This window comes from Chitinophaga silvisoli (assembly GCF_003412465.1).
In the GTDB taxonomy this organism is placed as follows: Bacteria; Bacteroidota; Bacteroidia; order Chitinophagales; family Chitinophagaceae; genus Chitinophaga; species Chitinophaga silvisoli.
In genome coordinates this window covers 145,982-170,367 of the sequence record NZ_QTJV01000003.1, presented here as the reverse complement: position 1 = coordinate 170,367, position 24,386 = coordinate 145,982, and the positions used below count along the sequence as shown (strand labels likewise).

Genomic DNA, 24,386 nt, shown 5'->3' with positions numbered 1-24,386 from the left:
CGATGAAAAAAGCAAAGTGGGACAAACGATGTTATATTACAGATTATTGCAATAATACATTGTTTATCCCACTTTGGTCATACCGTTTATCCTATTTAAAGGAAATATATTTTTGTTCTGCGTTGACTATCAAGTTGAAAAAATCTTTCATCTGACCAACCTCCGATGCCGGAATGTCGTCGATGATATTCGTCAGGAAGCGCCTGTTTATGATCAGTTTGCCCGGTGCTACCCGCTGATACGTGAGCTCATACTTCATATCCCTGAAGCTCGCTTTTACATCTGATGGCACCTGGTCAAACACTTTTCCCGCCGGCAGCTCCATTTCTATCTGACTCGTATAGTGATCCGTATTCTCGTATAACCAGTACGTAAACGGATACTGCCTCGGCTCATTACTGAATACATCGCTGGTAGCTATCACATCCATATAAGGCGGCTTGATCATGTTGATGTCCCCTACCCCTATTACCTCATTCTTAACACTATACGCCGTACCGATCGAAACTGAGTCATCCAGGTTGTCTAAATTGGCCACATCAAAACTATCCAGGCTCACCGGGTTTTTAAAATGACTAGCCGCACTCTGCTGCAGCGCCTGCCTCATCTCCTCCTCATCCTTGTCCGCAAACCGGGACCTCATTCCGGAAGCCAACTCCCCGGTAACCGTCAAAATCGTTTTTACCTTCAGGTCCGTAGCCCCCACCTGGACCTTCGTCTGCCTGTTCAGACTCACATCATTCTTATTCGCCGGCTTCAGCAAACTAATGCTTTCCTTCGTATCATAGTTGAATGGAATATTCAGGATTTGCGCCCCTACATCATTCTGAGGCAATGCATTATAAGGCAGCTGATTGTCCGTCAGCTCCAGGTAGCGGTAGTTGTCCCCATCCCTGAACCGGGCTATACAGTGGTTAAACTCCATAGACGGCAATACCATACTCTGCTGCCCGTTCCGGCGGGTACTTACCAATACCAGGTTAGCATCCAAACCCACCTTGCGGGCCAGGGATACAAAGAGCGTACTCACATCCTTACAATCACCCAAACGGGTATTCAGGGTCTTACTCGCACGCTGGGGAATGTATGCCCCCTGCCTGAATGCCACTGAACTATAACTGATATTCTGCTCTATGAAATTGTAGATCTTCTTTGCCTTCTCATCATTACTCAGCTTATTCGCCTCCCCGTTAGGGAAGATCTGTTGCAACGTCTTTAGCACATCGAAGTTCTCCTTGGATTGCTGACGGGTCACATCACTATACCATTCAGCTATCACATCCCAGGATTTCACTGTTGACACATGCAATACCTTTCCGATGTCGCCCAGCGAAGGACTATAAGGTTCATCCTTGAACGCCGGTACGTTTTTCATTTCCCAGGTATACATATGGAAGTCTTCGTGGTCACTTTCCACAGGTTTTACATCATCTGCATTCTTCATCACATAGTTGATGCTGAGCGGAGCTGCTACCATCAGACTATAACGCGCCAGTTTGGATGGCACCGATGCCTGGAAGTAAAACTTATCCCAGTACTCTCGACCTAAACGGCCAATGCCATAATTGCTCACCTTGTAATTGTAGTAAATCACATCCCCCGGTTCCAGACGGGTAAACACAATATCATTGTCATATGTTTCTGCTGAGATCTTGGTACCATTCGCTTTCACTACTTCTGCTTTGATAATGGTCAGATCAGAATACGTACTGTTGTAAGGAATAGAAATCTCTTTCCACTGCTCGATTGCATCCTTCTTATTGATGTAAATCGCTGTATTCGTCACCTGCTCACTGGCACCCTCTGCATAGAGTACCACATTCTCATCATCGAAGATGTAATAGTAGCTCTTCGCCGTATCCTGTGGTGCTTTCAGATCTTTGTTGATGGCCGCGTAATAATCCATTTTAGGGAAGTAACTGAATACATCCGGTTTATTTTCCAGCTCCCGGATTTTCTCCCTGTAAGTAGTTCCGCCTGCATAGAGGGCCAGCGCCTGTTTGTAATAATCCAGGGCCTTTGCCTTATCTCCCTTCTGCAGGTAGCAGGTCGCTATCGTACCCAGCGGACTTGAATTGTATGGACTGATCGAATGCTCAATTTCCAGGTAATGAATAGCAGAATCATACTGCTGCGATGCAAAGAAATGAGAGATAAGCGGTGAATATACATACAGCTCATAAGGTGCCGTCTGAATGATATTGTGCAGTGCTGCCAGGCCTTTCTCAGGCTCATTCTGCTGGAAGTAATCTTCCGCCAGCTGTTCCTGTATTTTAGTGTTGTTATGCCCTGCTGCATACTTCTCCAGTATTCTCATCGCCTCTGCAGGATTTCTCACCATCTTCTGGTTGTATGCATACATACCCATTACAATGTCGAGTTCATCGGGGTATACCTCATATGCTTTCTTCAGCAGGGTCACCATGCTATCTACGTGTTGCAGGTTTGCATGCAGGAACATCTTTTTGGAGATCGTCCATACACTCTGCCCTTCGCGGGCTTCCAGCCTGTTCACCAGTTCCAGCGCATCTGCCCATTTCTTTTCATCTTCCAGTTCTGACTCATGTCCCTGCATCACCAGCGTATTGTCAGGATCCGTTTGTTTCAGCAATTCAACCAGTGCAGAAATATCTGTTCTGTCGTACCTGGAAGACAGGCATTCGAGGTATTGATAAGCCAGCAGCGGATCGCCGGGGTTCTTTTCAAAGAATTTGAAGAGTGCATCTTTCGATTTATCAAACTGCTGGTTGCGGTTGTATACCTTAGCCAGCAGTATAGCATAGATCGGATCGTTGGGATATTTCTCTGCCTGTTTTTTGAAGTAGGCTTCTGCAAAGTGTGGCAGCAACTCAGGCGTATCTGTGCTATTATCTACAGCATAAGTTTCTACCTTACCTGAGGTTGATATCCCTTTCAGGGGTTCGTATTTATCATCCGTCAGGCGAACAATGAAGTTCGATCCCGGATTCGTAAAACCAATCTGGATCAGCACGCGGTTATAACCTTTCTTCAGGTGTACACGTACATTGAATTTATCCAGCTCCGTCGCTAATTCATCTTCCTGTGCAATCAGCAGTTTATCGTTCACCCAGGCCTTCAGACTACCATTGCCACCCAGACACAGGATCGCATCCTGCTCTACAGGAGAATTCACAAATGTCTGCGCATAGCCCACTGAACTTGCTGCGGGAAACAAAGTACCGACGAACATCCAGCCGGCGTTGTCAGTAATGGATGGTGTGAACCAGTCGATCCTTGTGTTATTATAAGAAGTAAAGCCTTTCCCTTTATTCGGTTCTTTCAGTGGACCATAGTCTTTATTGAAACCACTGCCGCTGATATTGTCAAACGAGCCAACGAACTGCCAGTTGTTCAGTGCTCCAATCTGGCTGTAAAGACCGGCAGATGCTGTATACTGCCCGGCCCTCAGGTAATGGAGTCCTTTGTAATACTTAGCTGCAGCATGCAGTGAACCATTGAAACGTGGATCTGTAAGCACCGTGTTCAGGTTTTCCAGTTCCTTGCCCTCCTTAATGCCATAAGGGCCTAACATACCATCAGTGAACCATAAAGCGTAGGTATACGGGTTAAGGTCGGTGATTACCGAAAATGGAGACGGGTACTTGCCGAGGAAAGCATCTCCATGCCCATCGTAGCTTTCCAGCAGAACCAGGGCGGCGTAAGCGTTTTGCTTGTGGGCCGGGTCACTCTTCAGTACTTTCCGGAACAATTCATAAGCATGTACTTTGTCGTTTTTGTGCAGTGCTTCCCACGCTTTTTCGTAATCGCCTGCATGGGTTGGAGTGGTGACAGCTACGAACGCAATACAGCATAATAGCACTCTCATAGTACTTCTTCTCATAAATAGGTAGGGGAGTTTTTGTATATTAAAAATAACAAAAAAACGGGGTCAAATATTCATTCATTTAAAGCCTGCCGCGGGCAAGAGCTATTTTCACAACGGGGGCAAAAGGCATAGCGGCCAGCTAAAAATTACAATGCTTTTAAATAGTATCCGGCTGTTTAAACTGCATACTATGCAGCTTATAATAGAACCCTTCCAGCTTCAGCAACTCTTCATGCGACCCCATTTCTTTCACCACTCCCTTGTCCAGCACAATGATCTTATCTGCCTTGCTGATAGTAGACAAACGGTGTGCTATCACGATAGAGGTGCGGTCGGCTATCAACTTGTCAATCGCTCTCTGGATCAGCATTTCAGACTCTGTATCCACCGAGGAGGTTGCCTCATCCAGGATCAGAATAGCAGGGTCATATAATAAAGCTCTTACAAATGATATCAGCTGACGTTGTCCCAGCGAAAGGGTACTTCCCCTTTCCATCACCTGATAATCGTATCCTCCCGGCAACTGCATAATGAAGTCATGCATACCGATGAGACGGGCAGCCTGTTCTACCTGCTCCCTGGATATTTCGGGGTTACGAAGCGTAATATTTTCATAAATAGAACCTGCAAAGAGAAATACATCCTGCAGTACCACCCCAATCTTGCTGCGCAATGACTGCAAGGTATATTCCCGGATGTCTTTTCCGTCTATACGGATACTACCCTGCTGAATCTCGTACAGCCTGTTCAATATACTAATTATTGTCGTCTTTCCGGAACCTGTATGACCTACTATTGCAATGGTTTCCCCCGGTTCGCCATGGAAGTTGATATCCTTCAGTACATATTCCTGTTCCTTATAGGCAAAATAGACATGATCGAAAGTAATTGCACCGCGCATTTTTGCGGCGCTCTCTGTGCCATTATCAGCAATATAATCCTCACTGTCCATGATCTTGAACACCCGCTCGCTGGCCACCATGCCCATCTGCAGGGTATTGAATTTATCGGCCAGCATACGAAGTGGACGGAACAGCATATTCAGGTACATGATAAACGCAATCATTACCCCCTGCGTCACTTCGTAATTCAGTACCTTATTAGCTCCCCACCAAACCATCAGGCCCAGTGAAATGGCCAGGATTATTTCTACCACAGGGAAGAAAACAGAATACGCAAAAATCGCATCTATGTTCGCCTGCCTGTGCTCCTTATTGATTTGTTTAAAACGGGCGAATTCCCTTTTTTCGGCAGAGAATGCCTGTACTATCACAATACCCGTCAGGTGCTCCTGCACATAGGCATTCAAAGCTGCCACTGCATTACGTACCCTGAAGAACGATTTGTTTACACTCTCCTTGAAAATATAAGTAGCAATAATCAGGATCGGGAAGGGAGACAAACTGATCAATGTAAGCCGCCAGTCTTCGTAGAACATTACCCCCAGGATCGCTACGATCATGAGCATATCTGCAATGATGGAAATAAGTCCTTCGGAAAATACGTCGTTGATGGCTTCGATATCGTTGATGGTGCGGGTGGTAAGGGTGCCGATAGGGGTCTTGTCGAAGAAGGCGAGGTTAAGATGGACAATTTTTTTATAAACTGCTACACGCATATCTTTCACCACCGATTGCCCCAACCAGTTCGTCAGGTACGAAAAGTAAAAACGAAACACTGTTTCCAGCAGCAGCAAGCCAATCTGGATGATGGAAATGTAGATCAACATTTGCATCATCTGATTCGCAATGTACTTATCGACGGTGAGCTGGATCAGGTAAGGTCGCATGGGCGAGATTACTGCCAGTAATACCGTCAACACCATTGATATAATAAAGGAACGTCTGTAAGGAACTGTAAAACTGAATATGCGCCTTAATAGACTGACATCGAATACTTTCTTCTTTACCGCTGAATTTTCCAATCTAATATCGCTTTACAGTAGGCAAACCTACAACAAAAAAAAGCTCCTGCCGCTGGCAGGAGCTTTTTTTTATAACTTTTCATCCTTCATGATCTGCTTATAAGCCTTAATGAAGATCGCCCCCAGGTTCTTATGCGGCGGCACATAATCACTAAACAGCTCCTTATTTCTCGCATCCCCTGCAAACTTCTTACCCAGCACACTCCACATTTCCACCCAATCCACATTGCGGCCCACTCTCAACGTCTCATCCAGCTGACGAATAATCGGCTCATTCACGAACCTGGTACCCACCTGCTTAGACGAAATAATATGCGCTTCGGGTGACTTCTCCAACACAATCGCCAGGTTATGATAACCACCACAAGATCCTAACACCACAATCTTCGCCGTTGCCTGCAGGTTATCCAGTGTAGTATTCACATGATAACTATGGCCACGGTGGATGAACACAGTCGGATGTATATCATTCTCATCCAGGTACTCGCTCAGCTTCTCAATTGCTTCCTTATCACCAGGTTCCTCTATCGGCAGGTTCGCGTAGATCGTGATCGGCTTACCCTTGATAGACGTGATCACCGTCCAGTACTTATTCTTCGTCACTCTCCACTCGCTGGACGGGAAGTTGCCCATAAAACTTATATAGGAATCATGACCATCCTTATCACCATAGAAGAATACCTGTTGTATAATTCTGCCGCTATCATTGAGCAGGCTGTTATAAGTTACAAAATTGATCGGGGGCAACTTCAGCTTACTTGCCATTTCAGTGGCTTTGGAGCTATCACTGGTCTTTTCTGTCTCTGTATCGAACAGGCTGCCCAGCAGTTCATAGATCACCATTCCTCTTCTATCTTTCTTTTTGGACAGGTAAGCATAGTTCTTAGCCACCTCTTCACGTAAGAATGCCAGCAGCTTAGGATCCCTGATACTACCAAAAGAGTTGGCCACATCTACCGCGTCTTCCAGGTCTTCCGTCTTTTCCAGACTGCTCACATACTTTTTCATGAGGTAGTTGGCATTGGCCGGATCCATTGATTTCAGGAAGTTATCCAGGGTATTATAACCCGCTGCCATAGCGATGAATTTCTTGAAACGGTCAAATTCTACCAGCATCAGCAAACTATCGCCACGCGGAGGTTTCATACGGGCCATCATCTGGTCGTACAGACCTGCGTTGTTATGGTTGGTGTAGCTGGAGGTATAGAGCTCTTCCTGGCCATTTACAATCAGGTAATACAGCTCTTCAGGCGTAAAGTTCTTCACGATGGCAAAGCGCACATTAGCAGGCTCTTCGTGCAGGTCATCCACTTCGCGGATATAGCGGAGTGACTTGGCCTGCAGGTTTTCCATCATGGCTTTCAGGCCCAATACATGTTCACCATTATTACGACGGTGTTGCAGTGCAATCGCACTTTTCACCAGTTGTTTAAAGTAAAGGTCCTCGTTGCTCACTATTGTAGTCAGTTTATCTACTGTAGTGGTCCCTGCCATCAGTTCATCGATAAAAGGCAGGATCAGGGTAGGCTGACTCGTTCTGCCGATGGCTACGATCTGCTGTACGATTGGATCCTGGTTCTTCCTGATGCTGGCAGCTACCGGTGTGTACGAAGTAGCATAGGTCAATACCTGGTTAGGATATTTGCGTGCTACAGCTGCAATTACGGAGTCCGTAACCGGGTATTCCAGGTAATTGGCAATCTCTGCCATCACTGTTTCCAGGTGATTAAAAGCATATTTACCAAAGAGAACTTCTCTTGCATCTTTATAGCCAGGATTATCCTTGAATACTTCAATCATTTTTTCACCTGCATCGAAAGAGAGGTTCTGCAGGTAAGGCTTGATGCTCTGCCCCTTGATGTCGGCAGCCATCATATTCCTGTAAGCGTCTACCATCACCGGGGCTTCTTCAGCCTGGATCTTATGATAAGCACGTTTCACATTATAATCGTGCAGCATCACATATAGCCCTGACAGGTACTTGATCTTCAAACGATGATCGAGTGACGAATCCAGTTCTATCTGAGTTTGCATATCATCCACCTGCTTAATCAGGGCATTGGTCACCTGGAGGTTGATCGTCTGATCGTCCGACACCTTTACCAGGTCATCTGCCTTGCCATCAAATTTGAGTGCTGCCGCCTGTTCCTTGTCAATATTATCATGGAATCCGATACGTCCGATAGGGATGTCTATCTTCTGAGTACTTTGTGCATGAACCAGACTACCTTGAAAGGCAATCATTAACAGGACTATTATAATTTTTTTCATTAATACAACTATGCTTAATAATGGCTAGTATAGCAAATTTACTACCAATTTCCTACAATAAGGAGTAGCTGTGGTGAAACACCGACTGAACGGGCGTTTTGGCATCTTCGTTTATTTAGTACCTTCATCCCGGAAATCCGCTCTTTTTTATGCAAAACTTCATCAGCGATCTTTCTGGCCAGGAGTTCCCCGCCAATGAAAAGATCCACTGCCGAAATGTTCGTTCAACCGTTATGGACCTGATTCGCAAGGATCATCCAAACATCAGCAGCAAATCAAAAATATCGCTCTCTGAGCTGAACAAATACAGGCAGCACTATTTCGAGCACCTTTTTGCCAAAGAAATAGGCGAACTCACTGAAATGGAGAAAACCGTTATCGAAAAGCTCCGTGATCATGAAACATTGACGGATAAGCTGGAGGATGGGGATGGGACCAATCTCTCTTTTGGCCAGCGGGTAGCGGACAAAATTGCTGATTTTGGTGGGAGCTGGACCTTCATCATCTCTTTCCTCGTTTTTATCCTCCTCTGGATGGCCGCCAATTTCTTCTGGCTGGCCAACAAAGGATTCGACCCCTACCCCTTCATCCTGCTCAATCTCATCCTCTCCTGCCTGGCCGCCCTGCAGGCACCCGTAATCATGATGAGCCAGAACCGCCAGGAAGAAAAAGACAGGCTAAGGGCGAAAAATGACTATATGATCAACCTGAAGTCTGAACTGGAGGTAAGAATCCTGCACGAAAAGATCGATCACCTGATCATTCACCAGCAACAGGATATGATGGAAATGCAGCAAACCCAGATCGAAATGCTCTCCGAAGTGTCGCAGGCCATCAAAAAGCTCAATGGCGAAGGGAATGGCAACCACAGGGAAGGAAATGGCAATCACAAAAAAACGGAATAGGCCGCCATCCAAATCCCCTGAAAATGACGTAAATTCATATGTCATTATTTTCCCGTACACCGGCTGTGGATGAGCCATAGGTCCGAATTAACAATTAGATAATATTAACTTTTCATTAATAGCGGGGCCGGCGATATAATTTTGTGCCGTCTAAAAAATGTCAAACTATATGATGGAACAAGCGGTAGCAGGCAAGATCTTAGTGGTGGATGATGAGCTCGATATTCTTGAGATTATCAGTTATAATCTTAAGTCTGCCGGGTACGATACGGTAACTGCCAAAGACGGTATTGAGGCGATCCAGAAAGCAAAAGTGTTCCGTCCGGACCTGATTATGCTGGACATTATGATGCCGAATAAAAACGGCATCGACACTTGTCGCGAGATCAGAAAAATTCCTGAATTTAAAGATACCATGGTGCTCTTCCTGACAGCCCTCAATGATGAAAAATCGGAGGTAGATGGTCTGAATATGGGTGCCGATGACTATATCGCAAAGCCAATCAAGCCAAAATTGCTCGTAAGCCGTATCAATGCATTGTTCCGCCGTCTGCACAAGACCGAAGAAATGCAGGTACAACTGGGCGACCTGATTATAGACAGGGAGAAATTTACAGTGACCTACAAAGGACAGGAAATCATTCTCGCTAAGAAAGAATTTGAATTATTACAACTGCTGGCATCCAAACCCGGCCGCGTATTCCTCCGCAACGAGATCCTCAACCAGGTATGGGGTACGGAAGTAATCGTAGGTGACCGTACCATCGATGTACATATCCGTAAAATCCGCCAGAAAATTGGAATCGATCTCATTACCACTGTTAAAGGTGTAGGATACAAATTCGAAATGTAAAATTCAGTCTATTGTGTTGATAACGGCCGAAGGCCGAACCAGGCCGGATAGCTGCTGTAATCATGGATTGCAACTGCTATCCGGGGGTATTCCTTTGTATGGCAAGTGAAAAAAATGGATTAATTTCCCGGTATTACAATCATTACTCATTGTGGAGTATGTTCAAAGCCAAAAACCTTTCCCCGCAAAAACTAGCGGGTTTTACCGCACTGATTCTCGCAACGGTCATCACGTTGGGGACCGTTTTAATTGATAGTAACTGGAAGATCATCGCCACAGCGTTTGTACTCACCTTCCTCACGTCCTACTACTTGTACCTGTATACCCTGCAGAACTTCATCTACAGGAAGATCAAGCTGATTTATAAATTCATTTATCAGACCAAGGCCTCCAAGAGAGAAGAGTTTTTTAATAAAAACATCCTTCCCCTGAAGACCATCGAAGAAGTAAGTGAAGACGTGGAGAAGTGGGCCAGTCAGAAGAAAGAAGAACTGGATAGCCTGCGAAGGAACGAGGCCTATCGCAAGGAATTCCTGCTCAACCTGAGCCATGAGCTGAAGACACCCATCTTTGCCGTACAGGGCTATATTCATACCCTGCTGGACGGTGCCATGGATGATCCGAAAGTGAATAAGCTGTTCCTGAAAAATTCTACCAAGAACATCGAACGCCTTTGCCGCCTGATCGACGACCTGGATGAGATCTCTAAACTGGAAAGCGGAGAGATGACCATCAATGCGGAGAACTTTATAATCCAAGACCTGATCAGGGATGTATTTGATACCCTCTCCCTGAAAGCGAATACCAAAGGGATTAAGTTCAATGTAAAAAAAGGATGCGAAGCACCCATCCATGTACTGGCTGATAAAGAGAAGGTAAGACAGGTGCTGATTAACCTGATAGACAACTCTATCAAATATGGCCGTACTGACGGGCATACCGTAGCCAGCATCTATATCATGGATGATAAGCGCGTACTGATTGAGATTTCTGACGATGGTATTGGTATTGCTGAAGAACACCTGCCACGTGTGTTTGAGCGTTTCTACCGCACTGACAGGGCGCGTTCCAGGGATATCGGTGGTACAGGCCTTGGCCTGGCTATCGTAAAGCATATTGTGGAAGCACACGGCCAGACCATCAATATCCGTAGTAAACCTGAAATCGGTAGTACGTTTGGGTTTACATTAGAGAAAGGAGAGTAACACACAACTAGAAATACAATCAGGGTTTTGCCAGCTGGCAAAACCCTTTTTTATTTAGAAACGATATTGAATCCTACAGGTAAACACATTGTCTTTCACATCTTCCGTATATCCGTCCAGTGATGTCGCTTCATTCTTTACCCAGTCATAAAACAACATCAGCTTTGTATTGGCATTAAAATAATGCACATAGCCGGCCCCAAATGTATTATAACGGATATCTGCTTTTGAAAGGCCTGCATCAGCACTGCCAATTTGTTTTCCCTTTACATCGCGGTTAGGATCATACCAGTCATATTTCAGCACCAGCAGATCCTGCGGATTCCCCAGGTTCTGCAGGTAGTAAAAGTAAGCACCGTCAAAATTACGGATATACAAAGGCGCATTCACCGTACCATTCATCGGGATGGCAGCCGGCGTTTCCGTAGTGCCGGCAGTAGCTGTTTGTACCCCCCGAATGTATTCACCTCTCAGTTCTGTATAACCCCTATTTTGACCATTCGGAATCTTCAGCTGCAAATCTGTCCCATAGTAATGACGGGGCGCAATCTTACCGATATTACTCACAGATGAATCCACTTTGAAATCACCTGCATTGTTGATCCTGTAAATGTTGTTGGTAAACTGCTCCATGCCCCCGTACAGGCAGGAGATACTGCCTGACAGTCGCCAGTTGGCCGCATTCAGGCGCTGGGGTTTGATGGAAAGCCGGGCGATCAGGTCTTTATGGCTGTCAAAATCAGCTGTAGCAGTAAGGCCCTGGCCATTGAATAAACCAGCATCCAGCCGCAAAAACCGCAGTGGATGATTGGCCCGGCGTGGTTCAAATGTGACCATGGCCCCCAGATCCCTTTCTGTTTTCATCAGGATCTGTGTCATGCGCCCACGTTCAGGGGTTTCCCTGTCGCTGGAAGAAAGGTTGATTTCAAAGCCAAAAGGACGGGCAAACATCCCTGTGGTAATGGAAAATACATCCCAGCGGTTTTCAAAAAGGCGGCCAAAGAAGTCGCGGATAAATACCCCTTTTTCTGTACCGTCGAACTGGAAAGCGAACTGAACGACAGGCATATTATCTTTGTTATAATGCTGGTAATCAAGGCGAAAACGGCCACGACGAAGCATAAAACGGTTGTTCACATGATCAGCAAAATTGCCGCCGGCATAGGATTCAATTCCCTTGGCCTGTGCATACTGGAATTGTGGTTGTATGTAGCCGCTGAACCGGACTGCATCATATTTATGGTATAAGGAGATCATCCCCTTGCCAAGTTCAGTGGTGGTATCAATCATGTCCATGAGGAACTGAGCCTTTGCCAGGCTGGAAAGGAGGAGGAACACACCGACAATCGGCAGGAACTTAAGCCGCATTCAGGAAGAAATTTGCGGCAAAGAAAGTGAAAAATTTAACAATTTCTTTAAAAAAGCGAGGTCTGAGATTTGCCCTCCGGGCAAATCTCAGACCTCGCCATCGAATCGGCCGGGTCGCTGAAAGCGACCCGGCCGATTCGAAAGGATATTAAAATTGTAAATAAATCGGCAACATCGTCTGCGAACTCTTCACCTGCGCCAACAACCAAATAAACACCACCATAATCACCACATTCCCAACTACCGGCACCCTGCTCAACAAATTCTCCGTTCCCAACTCCATCTTCTTCGGCAGGAAATGCAGTACAAACGCCATCAACATCACCCAAAATACCGCCGTATACCCATTATACAGCTCCAACCACACCTCCGGCTGAAAATCATACACCACCTGGTGGATCAGGGACCACGCATCGCTGAATGTCGCAGCCTTAAAGAATACCCAACAGAAACACACAAAATTGAACGTTATCAATACCCCTATCACCTTCAGCACACCTCCCCAAAAACCAGCAGGCCCACCGCCCCTCTTCTTCAAATAATCTATCCTCACCTTATCCACCGCCAGCGCCGTTCCATGCAATCCACCCCAGAATATAAAATTCCAGCTCGCACCATGCCAGAACCCACCTATCAACATCGTCAAAAACAGGTTCACATACTGCCTCACCTTCCCCTTACGATTACCCCCCAAAGGAATATACAGGTAATCCCTCAGCCAGCTGGACAATGATATATGCCACCTGCGCCAAAACTCCGTAATACTACTACTCTGGTAAGGCGAATCAAAGTTCGGCGGGATCTTAAACCCGGTCCAGCGGGCAATACCTAACGCCATATCCGAATACCCGGAGAAGTCACAATAAATAATCAGCGCATAGCCATATACCCCCATCAAACACTCCAATCCCGTATGCTTAGCCGGATCATCGAATATATACTGTACAAAGTTCTGATTGATAAAATCCGAGATCACCACCTTCTTAAACAAACCCGCCACTATCAGGTACATCCCCTTTCCTATATCTTCTCTATCCAGCACATAAGGCTTGTAAATCTGCGGAATAAAATCCGCCGCCCTCACAATCGGTCCCATCATCAGCTTAGGGAAGAATGACAGGAAGAACAGGTAATCCATGAAATCATCCACAGGCTTGAATTCCCGCTTATACACATCCACTGTATAACTCAGGTTCTCAAATGTATAAAAGGATATACCGATCGGCAATATCAGCTTCAAAGGATGAATATTCCCGTGCGCCAGGTCATTCATCATACCGATAAAGAAGTTCGTATACTTAAAGTAAAACAGCAATCCCAGGTTCAGCACAATACTCAATATGAGCAGGCGCTTCCTGAACCCGGCCTTCTCTGACTTGTAGATCCACCTGGACAAATTGAAATCCACGACCGCCGACAACAATACCAGCCCCACATACATTCCGCAGGCCATGTAAAAGAAATACAATGAGAACACAGTGAATACCGCTACCCTGGCTCGCTTATTACTACTCGCCGCCAGGTAAAACAGCAGGAACACTGCAAAATAGTACATGAAAAAGGCACTATTAAACAGGATAGGATTCTTCTCATTATAGGTCAGTAGACTTATGATTTTATTCAGCTCTATCGTCATCTTCATTCACGTTGTAGTGTGCGGTAGCGTACTTTTTATACTTTAAATAACTCTGATGCAATGCTTCGTACAATAATTTTCCCTGCAACTGGTATCCACGTACATTGAAGTGGATATGATCCGGCGACCAACCGCCTGCGAACTCAGATTCCCTGAACCTGTTCTCCGCATTAAAGTTCCAGCATGCAATCCCTTTTTCTTTACAATAACTCATGATCTGTTGGGTCACGACCGCTATGTAAGGATTCGGGTAATAGGAAATCTTATAATAGGTTTTATATCTCTTGCCGACTTTCTTCTTGAAGGCCCGCTTACTCACTCTCTTGCATTCCGGTGGGGTCGTCAGCAGGATACTCGCTCCCGGCTGATAACGGCGGATCACCGTCACTGCACTGTCTATCTGATCCCTGAAGTTGGCAGCATTCAGCGAACTGTAAGCCTCATTTGTACCCAGGGAGATGATCACCAGTTGTGGTTTCATTACATCCATCTCGGCCACCAGGGTATTGTTCGCATCGTTGTACTGGCTGTACATCGCGCCATTGATCCCTACTGCATTGTATTGCACACCCGGCTTACCATTGAAGAGCAGCGCACCATAAAAATGAAATGGCTGGCTCCCCTTGTCATCCCAGCGGACCTGGAAGTTTTGTACCGGCTCCTCAAAATTCAGTGTGGCTACCTTCACCGTAGAACTTGCGTTTCTGAACGGCGGACCAAAAATGTTGATATCTGCTCCTGGTGCTACCACCGTCGCCTCTTCCGGACCTGCGTCATAAAAGAGTTCTGCCTGGCTGATATCATTTTCCGGGCTATCTTCCCTCCTGTTGTAAGCCAGTGCCGGTGATGACTGTGTAGAGCTGATCACGATGGCACCAGGTCCTAATACAGCAGGTTTGTACTTGTCGATAATACGATCTGCGGACCACCTGGCCGTACTATTCCAGCGGTAATCGCCAGGGCCATTGGTATTGGCCAGGTTCCAGGGAAAAACCCACCCCCTGCCGGCATCTCCGAAGTCCCGCTGTAGCAGGGAGGCCGTGGCCTCCGGGAAAAATCCGGCCTGAACATGAGAATCACCCAGGTGAAGTATAGATACCACCATACTATCTGACCTGTCCAAAGAAGCAAAGAACTTAAAGAGTGCGGAATCCTGTGCAATACGATTCGCCTGGCCAGAAGCCAGGCTGACAGTTAACGTAAGTATTCCTGCAAAGAATGTTGTTTTATTGAATTTCCAACTGCTTAAATTCATCCATCATAGCTTTATACAGCAGCGCCGCTACTTTGGCTGCCCCCTGTCTGTTAAAATGCGTATGGTCTTTCTGAGCTAACACCGGATCACCATCTACCCACTTTGCCATAGTACCTTCACCACCCATCGCAGCATACAGGTTCCAGTAAGCAGTACCATGCTGCTTAGCCAGCTCATGCTGATCTTTGAGTAATGCCATTACACCCGGCGCCGTCACCCAGTCACCACCATTTTTATATGATTTATCAGCCGTGCTTATCACCAGGAATGAAGTACCAGGCATGTCTCTTCTCAAAGAGTCGATTACCTTCTTCATCGGCTTCGCATACCAGCTGTAGTCAGTCAATTTCGGTTTGAACAATATATTAGCGCCGTACTGGAGAATCACAAGGTCATAAGGATGTTCGTTCTGCATCTCCTGTACCAGCGTTTTTGACAACTTACCCAGTTCTATCCCGCTGATACCCCGGAATGAGAAGTTGTCAACATACACACCACTATCGCCTTCAAAAGACACGCCATAAAAAGGAGTTGTGCTGCCACCCGCCCACTTGATCGTCACATTATTCTGTGCAGGATCCTGTGACCATACAAAACGGTTCACAATGTTCTGCTCTTTCAGGGTAAAGGCCTTATCGTTGATCGTAATATTCGCATTGCCCGCAGGACCATAAAAGAGAGTAACGCGCTCAAATTTGTCCAGGCGTTTTTTATGTACCGGGGTATAGCGAACATAACTGCCGCCACCTGGTATAAATGTATGCCCTGATATACCAAGCTTGATATCTGCAGGCGGTTGTTGCTTATAACTGTAATCTTTCCAGTCTTTGGAAAAAGTGTGGGTAATCGTAGTTCTGAAACCAGCTACCACCGAAGTGATGGGTACAAACCCCACCCCGCTGCCACCAAAGGTTTTTTGCAGACTATCGCGCAGGTCTTCTGTAAGCAGGTCACCTTCAATCATAGAGTCGCCAAAATAGGCAATACGTACTTTCTTCCGCTTTCCCTGCTTCAATTGTGCCAGTGCATCCAGGAAATGCTGGAGTCCGGCAGCTGCCGTATCGGCAGTCGGAGGCAGGTTATAACTTATAATACCCTTATAATCAGTAAAATCGAGATGTTTATCAGGATCCGGTACATCTGCCAGCTCAGTAGCCAGGGTAGAGTCAGCTGCCAGGTCAGCGGCTGTTTCCGTAGAATCTTCTGTGGGAATCTGGGGAATCATTGAGCTGTCTATCGGGGTATCGTCTTCCTGCTGCTGTTTCCGTAAAGAATCAGGTCGCAGATCCGCCAGCATATCCAGCGGGCGGGTTTTAAATCCTGCGTAAGATACAATGTTATCGAACTGGGATAAAGCCACCAGACACACTAAAGCCCCCGTAATGATATAAAAAGGATAGGCAGATTTGTTATTGCCAGACATGAATTACTCTGATTATTGGATTGGTCTACTAAAGCTAATAAAGATAGTGCTATTCCTTAACATAACTAAACGCATCTACCAGGGGCAGATGCGTTTAGCTTGTCATTTCTTTTGAAAAATTATTTCTTTGAATAAGCCATTTGCTCATCCAGTTTATACAGCTTGTACCGACTGATCATCCCTGCTACTCTTTTCTCCCACACCTGCCCGGCAGCAGAATACCCGCTATCGTTCATGTGTTTTAACCAGTCTTTGTATTTCGGATCCCCCTTCATTTTGGAGTAATACTTCTTTTTCTGTACCATCTTCGCGAAATACTGGAAAGATGCATCATCTGATTCAAACTCCCTGTAGCGGGACCGATAGGTCACCCCTTTCTTTTTATGGAGCTTGTTCTTACCCACAATACCAAAATGATTGTGAAGCAAGCGGGCATTTTTGCTGGTTCCCATACCTGATTCCAGCATCGCAATCCCTAAAATAATACTCGCCGGGATGCCGGTCTCATTCATAATCGCAATCGCCGTTTCCTTGTATTTCGTTACATAACGGACCTTGCTTTGGGAATACGCACTGTTGCCAAACAGTAAGATCATGCATAGCACTGCACAAAACCAACGGCTGCTGAACATCTTGTTCAATGTCATGGCAGTAATTTTTCTTGTACTGAATAATGTGTGTTTTATCAATCTCATCATTATCGGGTGCCAGAAACATTCCTTCTTACCGGCAATATAGTTTAAAAGATTCTATAATGTGATGTTTAAATGTTAAAATATTTTTAGGAATGAGGGGCCATACTTACGTAAGTCTTTGGGATTCAGTAAATAATGTGCCTCTGATAGTTTGTGAAAATCCCCCTTGAAACCGCATTTTCACAGTATCAAGGGGGATTTCAGTTGTTTAAATGCATGCTGCCATTGGCAAATACCATGCCATTACTTCAGGGCTATCTGCAATTCGTCCAGTTGTTTCTGGTCGATTGCAGATGGAGCATCCAGCATTACATCGCGCCCGGAATTGTTCTTCGGGAAGGCGATAAAGTCACGAATGCTCTCACTACCACCCAGTAAAGCACAAAGCCTGTCAAAGCCCCATGCCATACCACCATGTGGAGGTGCGCCATATTCGAAGGCCCCCAACAGGAAGCCAAACTTGTGATTAAATTCTTCTTCATCCATGCCCAGCGCAGCAAACATCTTTTCCTGCAGGTCACGCTGGAAGATACGGATGGAACCACCACCTACTTCTGTACCGTTCAGCACGATATCGTAAGCGTTGGCCTTGATATTCCCATATTTGGACAAATCGTCCATCCAGCTGATCTGTTCTGGTTTTGGAGAGGTAAACGGATGGTGCTTTGCTACCCAGCGCTTGTCTTCCTCGTCATATTCAAACAGCGGGAAGTCTACTACCCATAACGGAGCATACACATCTTTATTACGCAGGCCCAGGCGCTCACCCATTTCCAGGCGGAGCTCGCTCATCGCCTTACGGGTACGCTCTTCTTTGCCAGCAAGTACCAGGATCAGGTCTCCAGGTTGTGCCCCTGTTTTCTCTGCCCAGCCTTTCAGCTTGCTTTCGTCAAAGAACTTGTCCACAGAACTCTTGATAGATCCATCTGCGCCATAACGGGCATAGATCAATCCGGTCATTCCGATTTGCGGACGTTTCACCCACTCAGTCAGCTCATCCAGCTGCTTACGGGTATATTCAGCACAGCCTTTTGCACAGATCGCTACCACCAGTTCAGCTTCGTCAAATACTTTGAAGCCATTACCTTTTACGGTATCGTTCATGTTCACCAGTTTCATTTCGAAACGGATGTCCGGCTTGTCATTACCATAGAACTCCATCGCATGGTCGTAAGTCATACGAGGAAATGCATCTTTAAATTCAATTCCTTTGATCTCTTTGAAGATGTATTTCAGCATCTCTTCAAAGTTGTTCAGGATGTCTTCCTGTTCTACGAAACTCATTTCGCAGTCGATCTGGGTGAATTCCGGCTGACGGTCAGCTCGAAGGTCCTCATCCCTGAAGCACTTTACGATCTGGTAATACCTGTCGTAACCACTCACCATCAGCAGCTGCTTGAAGGTCTGGGGAGACTGTGGCAAAGCATAGAACTCATTAGGGTTCATACGGCTGGGCACCACGAAGTCACGCGCACCCTCCGGGGTAGACTTGATCAGGAAAGGTGTTTCAATATCCATGAATCCCTTGCTGTCCAGGAAGTTGCGTGCAGCCCTATTCACACGATAACGCAGCTCAAGGTTCTGGCGAACGATGTTTCTGCGTAAATCGAGGTAGCGATATTTCATACGCAGCTCATCTCCACCATCAGTATCATCCTGGATAGTGAAAGGAGGGGTCTGAGCCTTGTTGAGAATGGTAAATTTGCTCACGGTGATTTCAACGTCACCGGTAGGAATGTTTTTATTTTTATTAGAACGCTCTGTAACGGTACCTTCTACCTGAATCACGAACTCACGGCCCAGGGGCTGATCATCCAGTTGTGGATTGAGGGCTTCGCCAAACAACAATTGCGTGATGCCATAGCGGTCACGCAGATCTACGAAAGTAATGCTTCCGAATTTCCGGACTGTCTGTACCCAACCGGCCAGGGTTACGGGTGTGCCAATGTTTTCCAGTCGTAACTCGCCACAGGTGTGCGTTCTGTACATATACTATACCTTATGTGTTGCTCTTAAATATCTTTTCAACCGACCCGGCAGTTTTCCGGGTAGGTCGGCAAAGATAACGTTTGCCGCCAGCATTTCTAACCTTTGTACCTGTTAAAAAACCGTTTTATATCGGTTTCGGCCGACAGTGGCGCATTCCGCAGCAAATGAGCAGTCATTTGAGCCGCCATGGCAGGTGCCAGGCTGGAGCCTTTGGTGCCAAGGCCGTTGAACAGGCCCAGAGATGGCATTTCAGGGTGCATGCCCAACATAGGACGGCGATCTGTGCCACTTGGCCTCACTGCCGCCTGGTGGTCCAGCACCTCATAAGGAACTTTTAATAACTGTTGGAGTCCATTCTCGAGGAAAGCCCGCTTTTCAGCAGTTGGATTTTCATCCGGATAATCCCAGGCAAAAGTTGCACCTACCCAATAGATGTCGGTTTGACCCGGTACCGGTACCATGGATATACTTCTTTTTACAATGTCCTGCGTTTCAAAACCCGGCACCCGCACTGTCAGGACCTCTCCCTTATTCAACAGGAAAGGGACAGCACTGAACCAGGGATTGTGAGGGGTCTGGGCACCATCACAGAAAATGAGGGCCCTGGCATGAATGTCACCATAAGTGACCCCCGTTGGCTTCGCCTGGAGCTGAGCAGGCAGAAAACGCTCTTCCAGCAGGGAATGATGCTTCTTCAGATATTCTCTCCAGATCGGCAGCAATTGTTGCAATAATACCGTTCCCCCTTTGATGATGGCAGCCCCAAAAGGCTGATCCAGCCACTGGTCATAATGGGCCACAGCAGCGTCAGATGGCAGTCGCATGTAATCCAGGCCTGTCGTTCTGTCAAAGAATGCCGTTCTCAGTTGCTCTGAGGGCAATACCGTCCACAGATCCCGTTCCTTATAAACAGGTAAACCCAGCAACCCTTCCATTTCACGGTAAGTACGCAAGGCCACCGGATAAATCTCATCGTACAGCCACGCCACAGTAAAACGCCTGCCCGATACCGGGTTCACTACACCAGCTGCCACGCGGGAAGAACTATTCTCCTTGTACTCGTCTATAACGAGTACAGAAGCTCCAGCCTGCATCAGGCTGTAACTTAGCATCGTACCTGCGATGCCCTGACCTACTACCAGATAATCTACATTCATTTGATATGCAAAATAATGCGAAAATCGCTAGCCCGTTATGATAGTGGTCAATGAGTGAAATGACTTATTCTGCACGCAGACTCTTCACAGGGTTCATGAGAGCCGCTCTGATTGATTGAAAACTAATCGTAAACAAAGAGATGATCATGGCCATCGCACCCGCCAGCACAAAGACCCACCAGTGGATATCTACCCTGTATGAATACTGCTGCAACCACATACTCATGGCATACCATGCCAGCGGAAATGCCAGCACTACCGCAATACCTACCAGCTTTAAAAAGTCTTTGGACAACAAGGTCGTAATACCGGCCGTACTCGCCCCTAAAACCTTACGAATACCCACTTCCCGGGTACGGCGCTCCGCCATATAAGTAGCCAGACCAAATAATCCCATGCAGGAAATCAGGATCGCAATGATTGCAAATACGGTCGATAACCTGTTGATCAGTGTTTCACCTGAGAAAAGGTCATTGAACTGGTTCTCCATCAGGACATAATCAAACGGATATGAAGGATTATCTTTTTTCATTACTTCCGCCACTTTACCCAAAGCCCTGTCAGCTGCCACATCGCCCTTCAGGCGTAAATAAAGAATATTGGCCACCTTAGGTAAACAGAAGAATACTACAGGATCAGGTGAACCATACATATCACCATACATATAGTCCTTCACGACCCCTACTATCGGGAACTGGCGCACACCTTCTTTGCCATTTACTTCCATTGGTAAACCCACGGTTTTACCAATCACACTACCCTGCCCCACCAATTTTGCCATCGATTCCGTGATCACCACATTCATACTGTCACCAGCCCGGAAGTCACGCCCCTCCTTTATCTGCATTTTCATTGTAGACAGGTATTCAGGACTGACAAGCCGTACAGAAATCAGGACCTTTTGCGTCTCCGATTTGCCTTCCCATAAAATTTCGTCTGTATTGTTACCACCATAAATGGTAGCATGATCTGCCATTGCCACATTTTCTACCACGCCCGTATTCAGCAGATCCTGTTTGATTACAGGAAAGCTTTGCACTACATCCTTCGTGATATTCATACCCATAACATTCTTCCTGTCGAAACCCATATCACGCCCCTTGACATGACTGATCTGCTGGTAAATGATGATAGTAGAAATGATCAACACGATAGATACCGTAAACTGAAGAATCACCAGGCCCTTCCTGATCCACGCTGCACTACCGGTAGCACGCCTGCCTCCTTTCAGTACGGATACAGGATTGAAGGAAGACAGGTACAATGCAGGATAACTACCTGCCACCAAACCACACACCAGCACGATACCTAGCAGGGCTGCCAGGTGTGCAGGAGCCAGTATATTGATCGTCAGTTCTTTGTCCAGGATAAGGTTACAATAGGGTAATAATGTCCAGATCATGAACACCGCCAGCACACATGCAATCGCCGTTGTAAAGATCGCCTCTCCCATAAATCGCAGTATCAGTCCACGCTTAGAAGCACCCATGACCTTACGCACCCCCACCTCTCTTGCACGCTTTTCACTGGCGGCAGTAGCCAGGTTCATGAAATTGATACAGGCAATAAAGAGGATGATCCAGGCTATCAGGGTAAACATTCTCACATATTGAATTCTGCCACCAGCCGGTTTACCATTATCAAAATTGCTATAAAGCCGCCACCTGCTCATCGGATGCAGGAACAGGTGATTGACTGCTGAGGGCGAATGCTGCTGTACAAAGTTGCAAAGCAACTTATTGACAGCATCCGGATTCGCATTGGGAGCCAGTTCTACAATCGTTGTCAGGGAATTGGATCCCCAGCTGCTATAGACAGGATTTGATTTTTCCAGCACTTCGAATGGTGCTATCCATTCAGGTCTGAAGCTTACATTCGATGGCCAGTCTTTGATCACGCCGCTCACCACGTATGCATCCTTATTATCCATTTTCAGCGATTTCCCCACGATATTCTTTTCATCACCAAAAACCTTTTTCGCCATTTTCTCTGTAATCACAATTGAATGCAATTCACTGAAAGTACCACCCGCCACAAAAGGGATAGTAAGCATATTGAATACAGAAGGATCTGCATATCTGCCTGAAGCATACAGGGACTTATCACCATAAGTGATCAATGGGGGTGCCCAACTCTCGGTCATGCGGAAGGCATTGGCCACACCCGGAATATCCGTTTTCATAGCAGGTGCCAGCATGCCTGATGACGACCAGAATGTTTGCACATACTTATCGTAATCCCAGTTGGCTAACACTGCATACAAGCGATCTTTTTTCTGGTTAACATTATCATACTGTACTTCATCTTCTACCCACAAAAAAATCACACCTGCACAAATGATACCGATCGCTAATCCGAAGATGTTGAGAATACTGTACTTTTTAAAAAAACGCTTTATCATAATCCTGTTAATGGTGGTACAACGCGGTAGCCGGCACCGGCCCTGAGTCCGGGCCTGTAGGTGCAATCCACTCTATACCGGGCGCTGAACCTTTGTAAGAAATTTTTAATGGATAATAGCCTTTCTGCAATGGCACGACAATACTCTGCTTATCGAAAGACAGGTTGCCGAGTGATATATTTACACTGTCATTAGTATCTACAAAAAATATATAATAACCGTCTGCATCGACTTTAATGCCACCACTCAATTGTCCCTGCAAAGTATCCAGGCCACCGGGCTTCAGCTTTTTGGACAGCGGGGCTGAAGGCAATGTATTGCCTATTTTAAAACTACCTCGTATGGTATCACTGTATTCATCTCTCACACAAATTGACTTGATGATAAATTGCTCAGCAATCGCAAGATCCAGCTTACCGGTGATACGGGGAGAAGATGCTGTAGGGATAGTTCCATCAGTGGTATAATGAAAGTCTGATCTCTCGTCCGGCCAGATAAAAAGTGGAAAGGGTTTATCTTTCAGCACAACTCCCGTCATTGGATGATATCGTGGCGGATCCGTAGTATAACCTGCCCAGGTAAATTTCAAACCATCGAACACCGTTTTAAAGATCATACTGTTATGCGTTTCCCCCGCATACGGTGTTACCTTCCAGTGCAGCGATGCCGGTGCCTTGGCCTTAAAAATTGAATCCAGCTGATGCACTCCCATCTCCTCGAATGCATGCCCTTCCCTGCCGGTGATGTACAGCGATGCATGCACATTGCCCATACCCGCCAGTTTATCGCCCGTTTCTTTGAGCAGCATGCCATCGCCCCACCACATAGCCGGATCAGAGATCAGGTAAGACTGGAACAACAAGGGATCACGTAGAAAAACATACATCCCAAATAAACCAGCCAGTGAAGAGCCTACATATACCCTGTTGTCAGCACGGGCAGGATATTTTTTCTCAATGTAGGGCATCAGTTCAGTCTTCATAAACGCAAGGAAATTATCGGCTCCTCCCGAACGGGGATTGCCAGGCAAACGGCTGGGTGTAAAGTCCCGGTCGCGCAGACCCATGTTTTTCATGCTGACGACTATACAGGCAGGTACAAACTGAATCTGTACAAAACGTTGCATGTGTGCAACAATATCATTATTCCATTCGCCATCCGTCACATAAATCACTTCGTACTTTTTTCCTGAAGCAGGATCATAATCATCCGGTAGTTCCACCTCTATCTGACGTTCTTCTTTCAGGTTGTCAGAGTACAGGGAATCCCTGATAATTTTCATCTGTTGTGCGGATGCGTTGGCCGCCAGAAACATGACAAGGATAATACAGATAGTTTGCTTCATGACCGAAAAACTTGGTGTGGTCTAAAAAGATGCCACTTTGTGATAAAATTGATTTTCAACAATATAGACAATCCTAATCTTTCAATATTGTCCGATTTTGATACATGGCATG

15 protein-coding genes are annotated in these 24,386 nt (G+C 46.2%); 3 read left to right on the top strand and 12 right to left on the bottom strand.

Annotation, left to right across the window (positions count from 1 at the left end):
• Positions 1-91: 91 nt before the first annotated feature.
• The 3 genes from DXN04_RS11655 to DXN04_RS11645 all read right to left on the bottom strand — a co-directional run bounded on the left by DXN04_RS11655 (position 92) and on the right by DXN04_RS11645 (position 8,015).
• Positions 92-3,862, bottom strand: a complete 3,771-nt coding sequence (locus DXN04_RS11655; protein WP_116853535.1) for a DUF3857 domain-containing protein — start codon at positions 3,860-3,862, stop codon at positions 92-94.
• Positions 3,863-4,004: 142 nt separating this feature from the next.
• Positions 4,005-5,771, bottom strand: a complete 1,767-nt coding sequence (locus tag DXN04_RS11650; protein WP_116853534.1) for an ABC transporter ATP-binding protein — start codon at positions 5,769-5,771, stop codon at positions 4,005-4,007.
• Between the two features lie 69 nt (positions 5,772-5,840).
• The gene (locus DXN04_RS11645; RefSeq protein ID WP_147319902.1) at positions 5,841-8,015 is read right to left on the bottom strand and encodes a hypothetical protein; all 2,175 of its coding nucleotides are present in this window, start codon (positions 8,013-8,015) and stop codon (positions 5,841-5,843) included.
• A 176-nt stretch (positions 8,016-8,191) separates the two neighbouring features.
• Here DXN04_RS11645 and DXN04_RS11640 point away from each other — a divergent pair, with 176 nt between their 5' ends.
• The 3 genes from DXN04_RS11640 to DXN04_RS11630 all read left to right on the top strand — a co-directional run bounded on the left by DXN04_RS11640 (position 8,192) and on the right by DXN04_RS11630 (position 11,005).
• Entirely contained in the window at positions 8,192-8,947 is a 756-nt protein-coding gene (locus DXN04_RS11640; RefSeq protein ID WP_116853532.1) for a DUF1003 domain-containing protein, read from the top strand.
• Between the two features lie 169 nt (positions 8,948-9,116).
• Positions 9,117-9,800, top strand: a complete 684-nt coding sequence (locus DXN04_RS11635) for a response regulator transcription factor (protein ID WP_116853531.1) — start codon at positions 9,117-9,119, stop codon at positions 9,798-9,800.
• 158 nt (positions 9,801-9,958) lie between these two features.
• On the top strand, positions 9,959-11,005 hold the full coding sequence (locus DXN04_RS11630; RefSeq protein ID WP_233525570.1) for a sensor histidine kinase: 1,047 nt from the start codon (positions 9,959-9,961) through the stop codon (positions 11,003-11,005).
• Between the two features lie 54 nt (positions 11,006-11,059).
• Here DXN04_RS11630 and DXN04_RS11625 read toward each other — a convergent pair whose 3' ends face one another.
• From DXN04_RS11625 to DXN04_RS11585, 9 genes are all read right to left on the bottom strand, one after another.
• On the bottom strand, positions 11,060-12,373 hold the full coding sequence (locus DXN04_RS11625; RefSeq protein WP_233525569.1) for a porin: 1,314 nt from the start codon (positions 12,371-12,373) through the stop codon (positions 11,060-11,062).
• Between the two features lie 148 nt (positions 12,374-12,521).
• Entirely contained in the window at positions 12,522-14,015 is a 1,494-nt protein-coding gene (locus tag DXN04_RS11620) for an MBOAT family O-acyltransferase (RefSeq protein WP_233525568.1), read from the bottom strand.
• Positions 13,990-15,264: a GDSL-type esterase/lipase family protein gene (locus tag DXN04_RS11615; RefSeq protein WP_116853529.1), complete on the bottom strand. Its 1,275-nt coding sequence runs from the start codon at positions 15,262-15,264 to the stop codon at positions 13,990-13,992. Before DXN04_RS11615 ends, DXN04_RS11620 begins: the two co-directional genes overlap by 26 nt.
• A complete protein-coding gene (locus DXN04_RS11610; protein WP_116853528.1) occupies positions 15,236-16,687 on the bottom strand; it encodes an SGNH/GDSL hydrolase family protein in 1,452 nt (483 codons plus the stop codon). Before DXN04_RS11610 ends, DXN04_RS11615 begins: the two co-directional genes overlap by 29 nt.
• A gap of 119 nt (positions 16,688-16,806) precedes the next feature.
• The gene (locus DXN04_RS11605; RefSeq protein WP_158568979.1) at positions 16,807-17,334 is read right to left on the bottom strand and encodes a glucosaminidase domain-containing protein; all 528 of its coding nucleotides are present in this window, start codon (positions 17,332-17,334) and stop codon (positions 16,807-16,809) included.
• A 291-nt stretch (positions 17,335-17,625) separates the two neighbouring features.
• Positions 17,626-19,371 carry an aspartate--tRNA ligase gene (gene aspS, locus DXN04_RS11600; RefSeq protein ID WP_116853526.1) on the bottom strand — a complete coding sequence of 582 codons (1,746 nt, stop codon included), beginning with the start codon at positions 19,369-19,371 and terminating at the stop codon, positions 17,626-17,628.
• Positions 19,372-19,466: 95 nt separating this feature from the next.
• Positions 19,467-20,528, bottom strand: a complete 1,062-nt coding sequence (locus DXN04_RS11595) for an NAD(P)/FAD-dependent oxidoreductase (protein WP_116853525.1) — start codon at positions 20,526-20,528, stop codon at positions 19,467-19,469.
• A 64-nt stretch (positions 20,529-20,592) separates the two neighbouring features.
• On the bottom strand, positions 20,593-22,929 hold the full coding sequence (locus DXN04_RS11590; RefSeq protein ID WP_116853524.1) for an ABC transporter permease: 2,337 nt from the start codon (positions 22,927-22,929) through the stop codon (positions 20,593-20,595).
• A 7-nt stretch (positions 22,930-22,936) separates the two neighbouring features.
• Positions 22,937-24,274 (bottom strand): alpha/beta hydrolase-fold protein, encoded by a 1,338-nt coding sequence (locus tag DXN04_RS11585; protein WP_116853523.1) that lies wholly within the window; start codon positions 24,272-24,274, stop codon positions 22,937-22,939.
• Positions 24,275-24,386 lie beyond the last annotated feature (112 nt).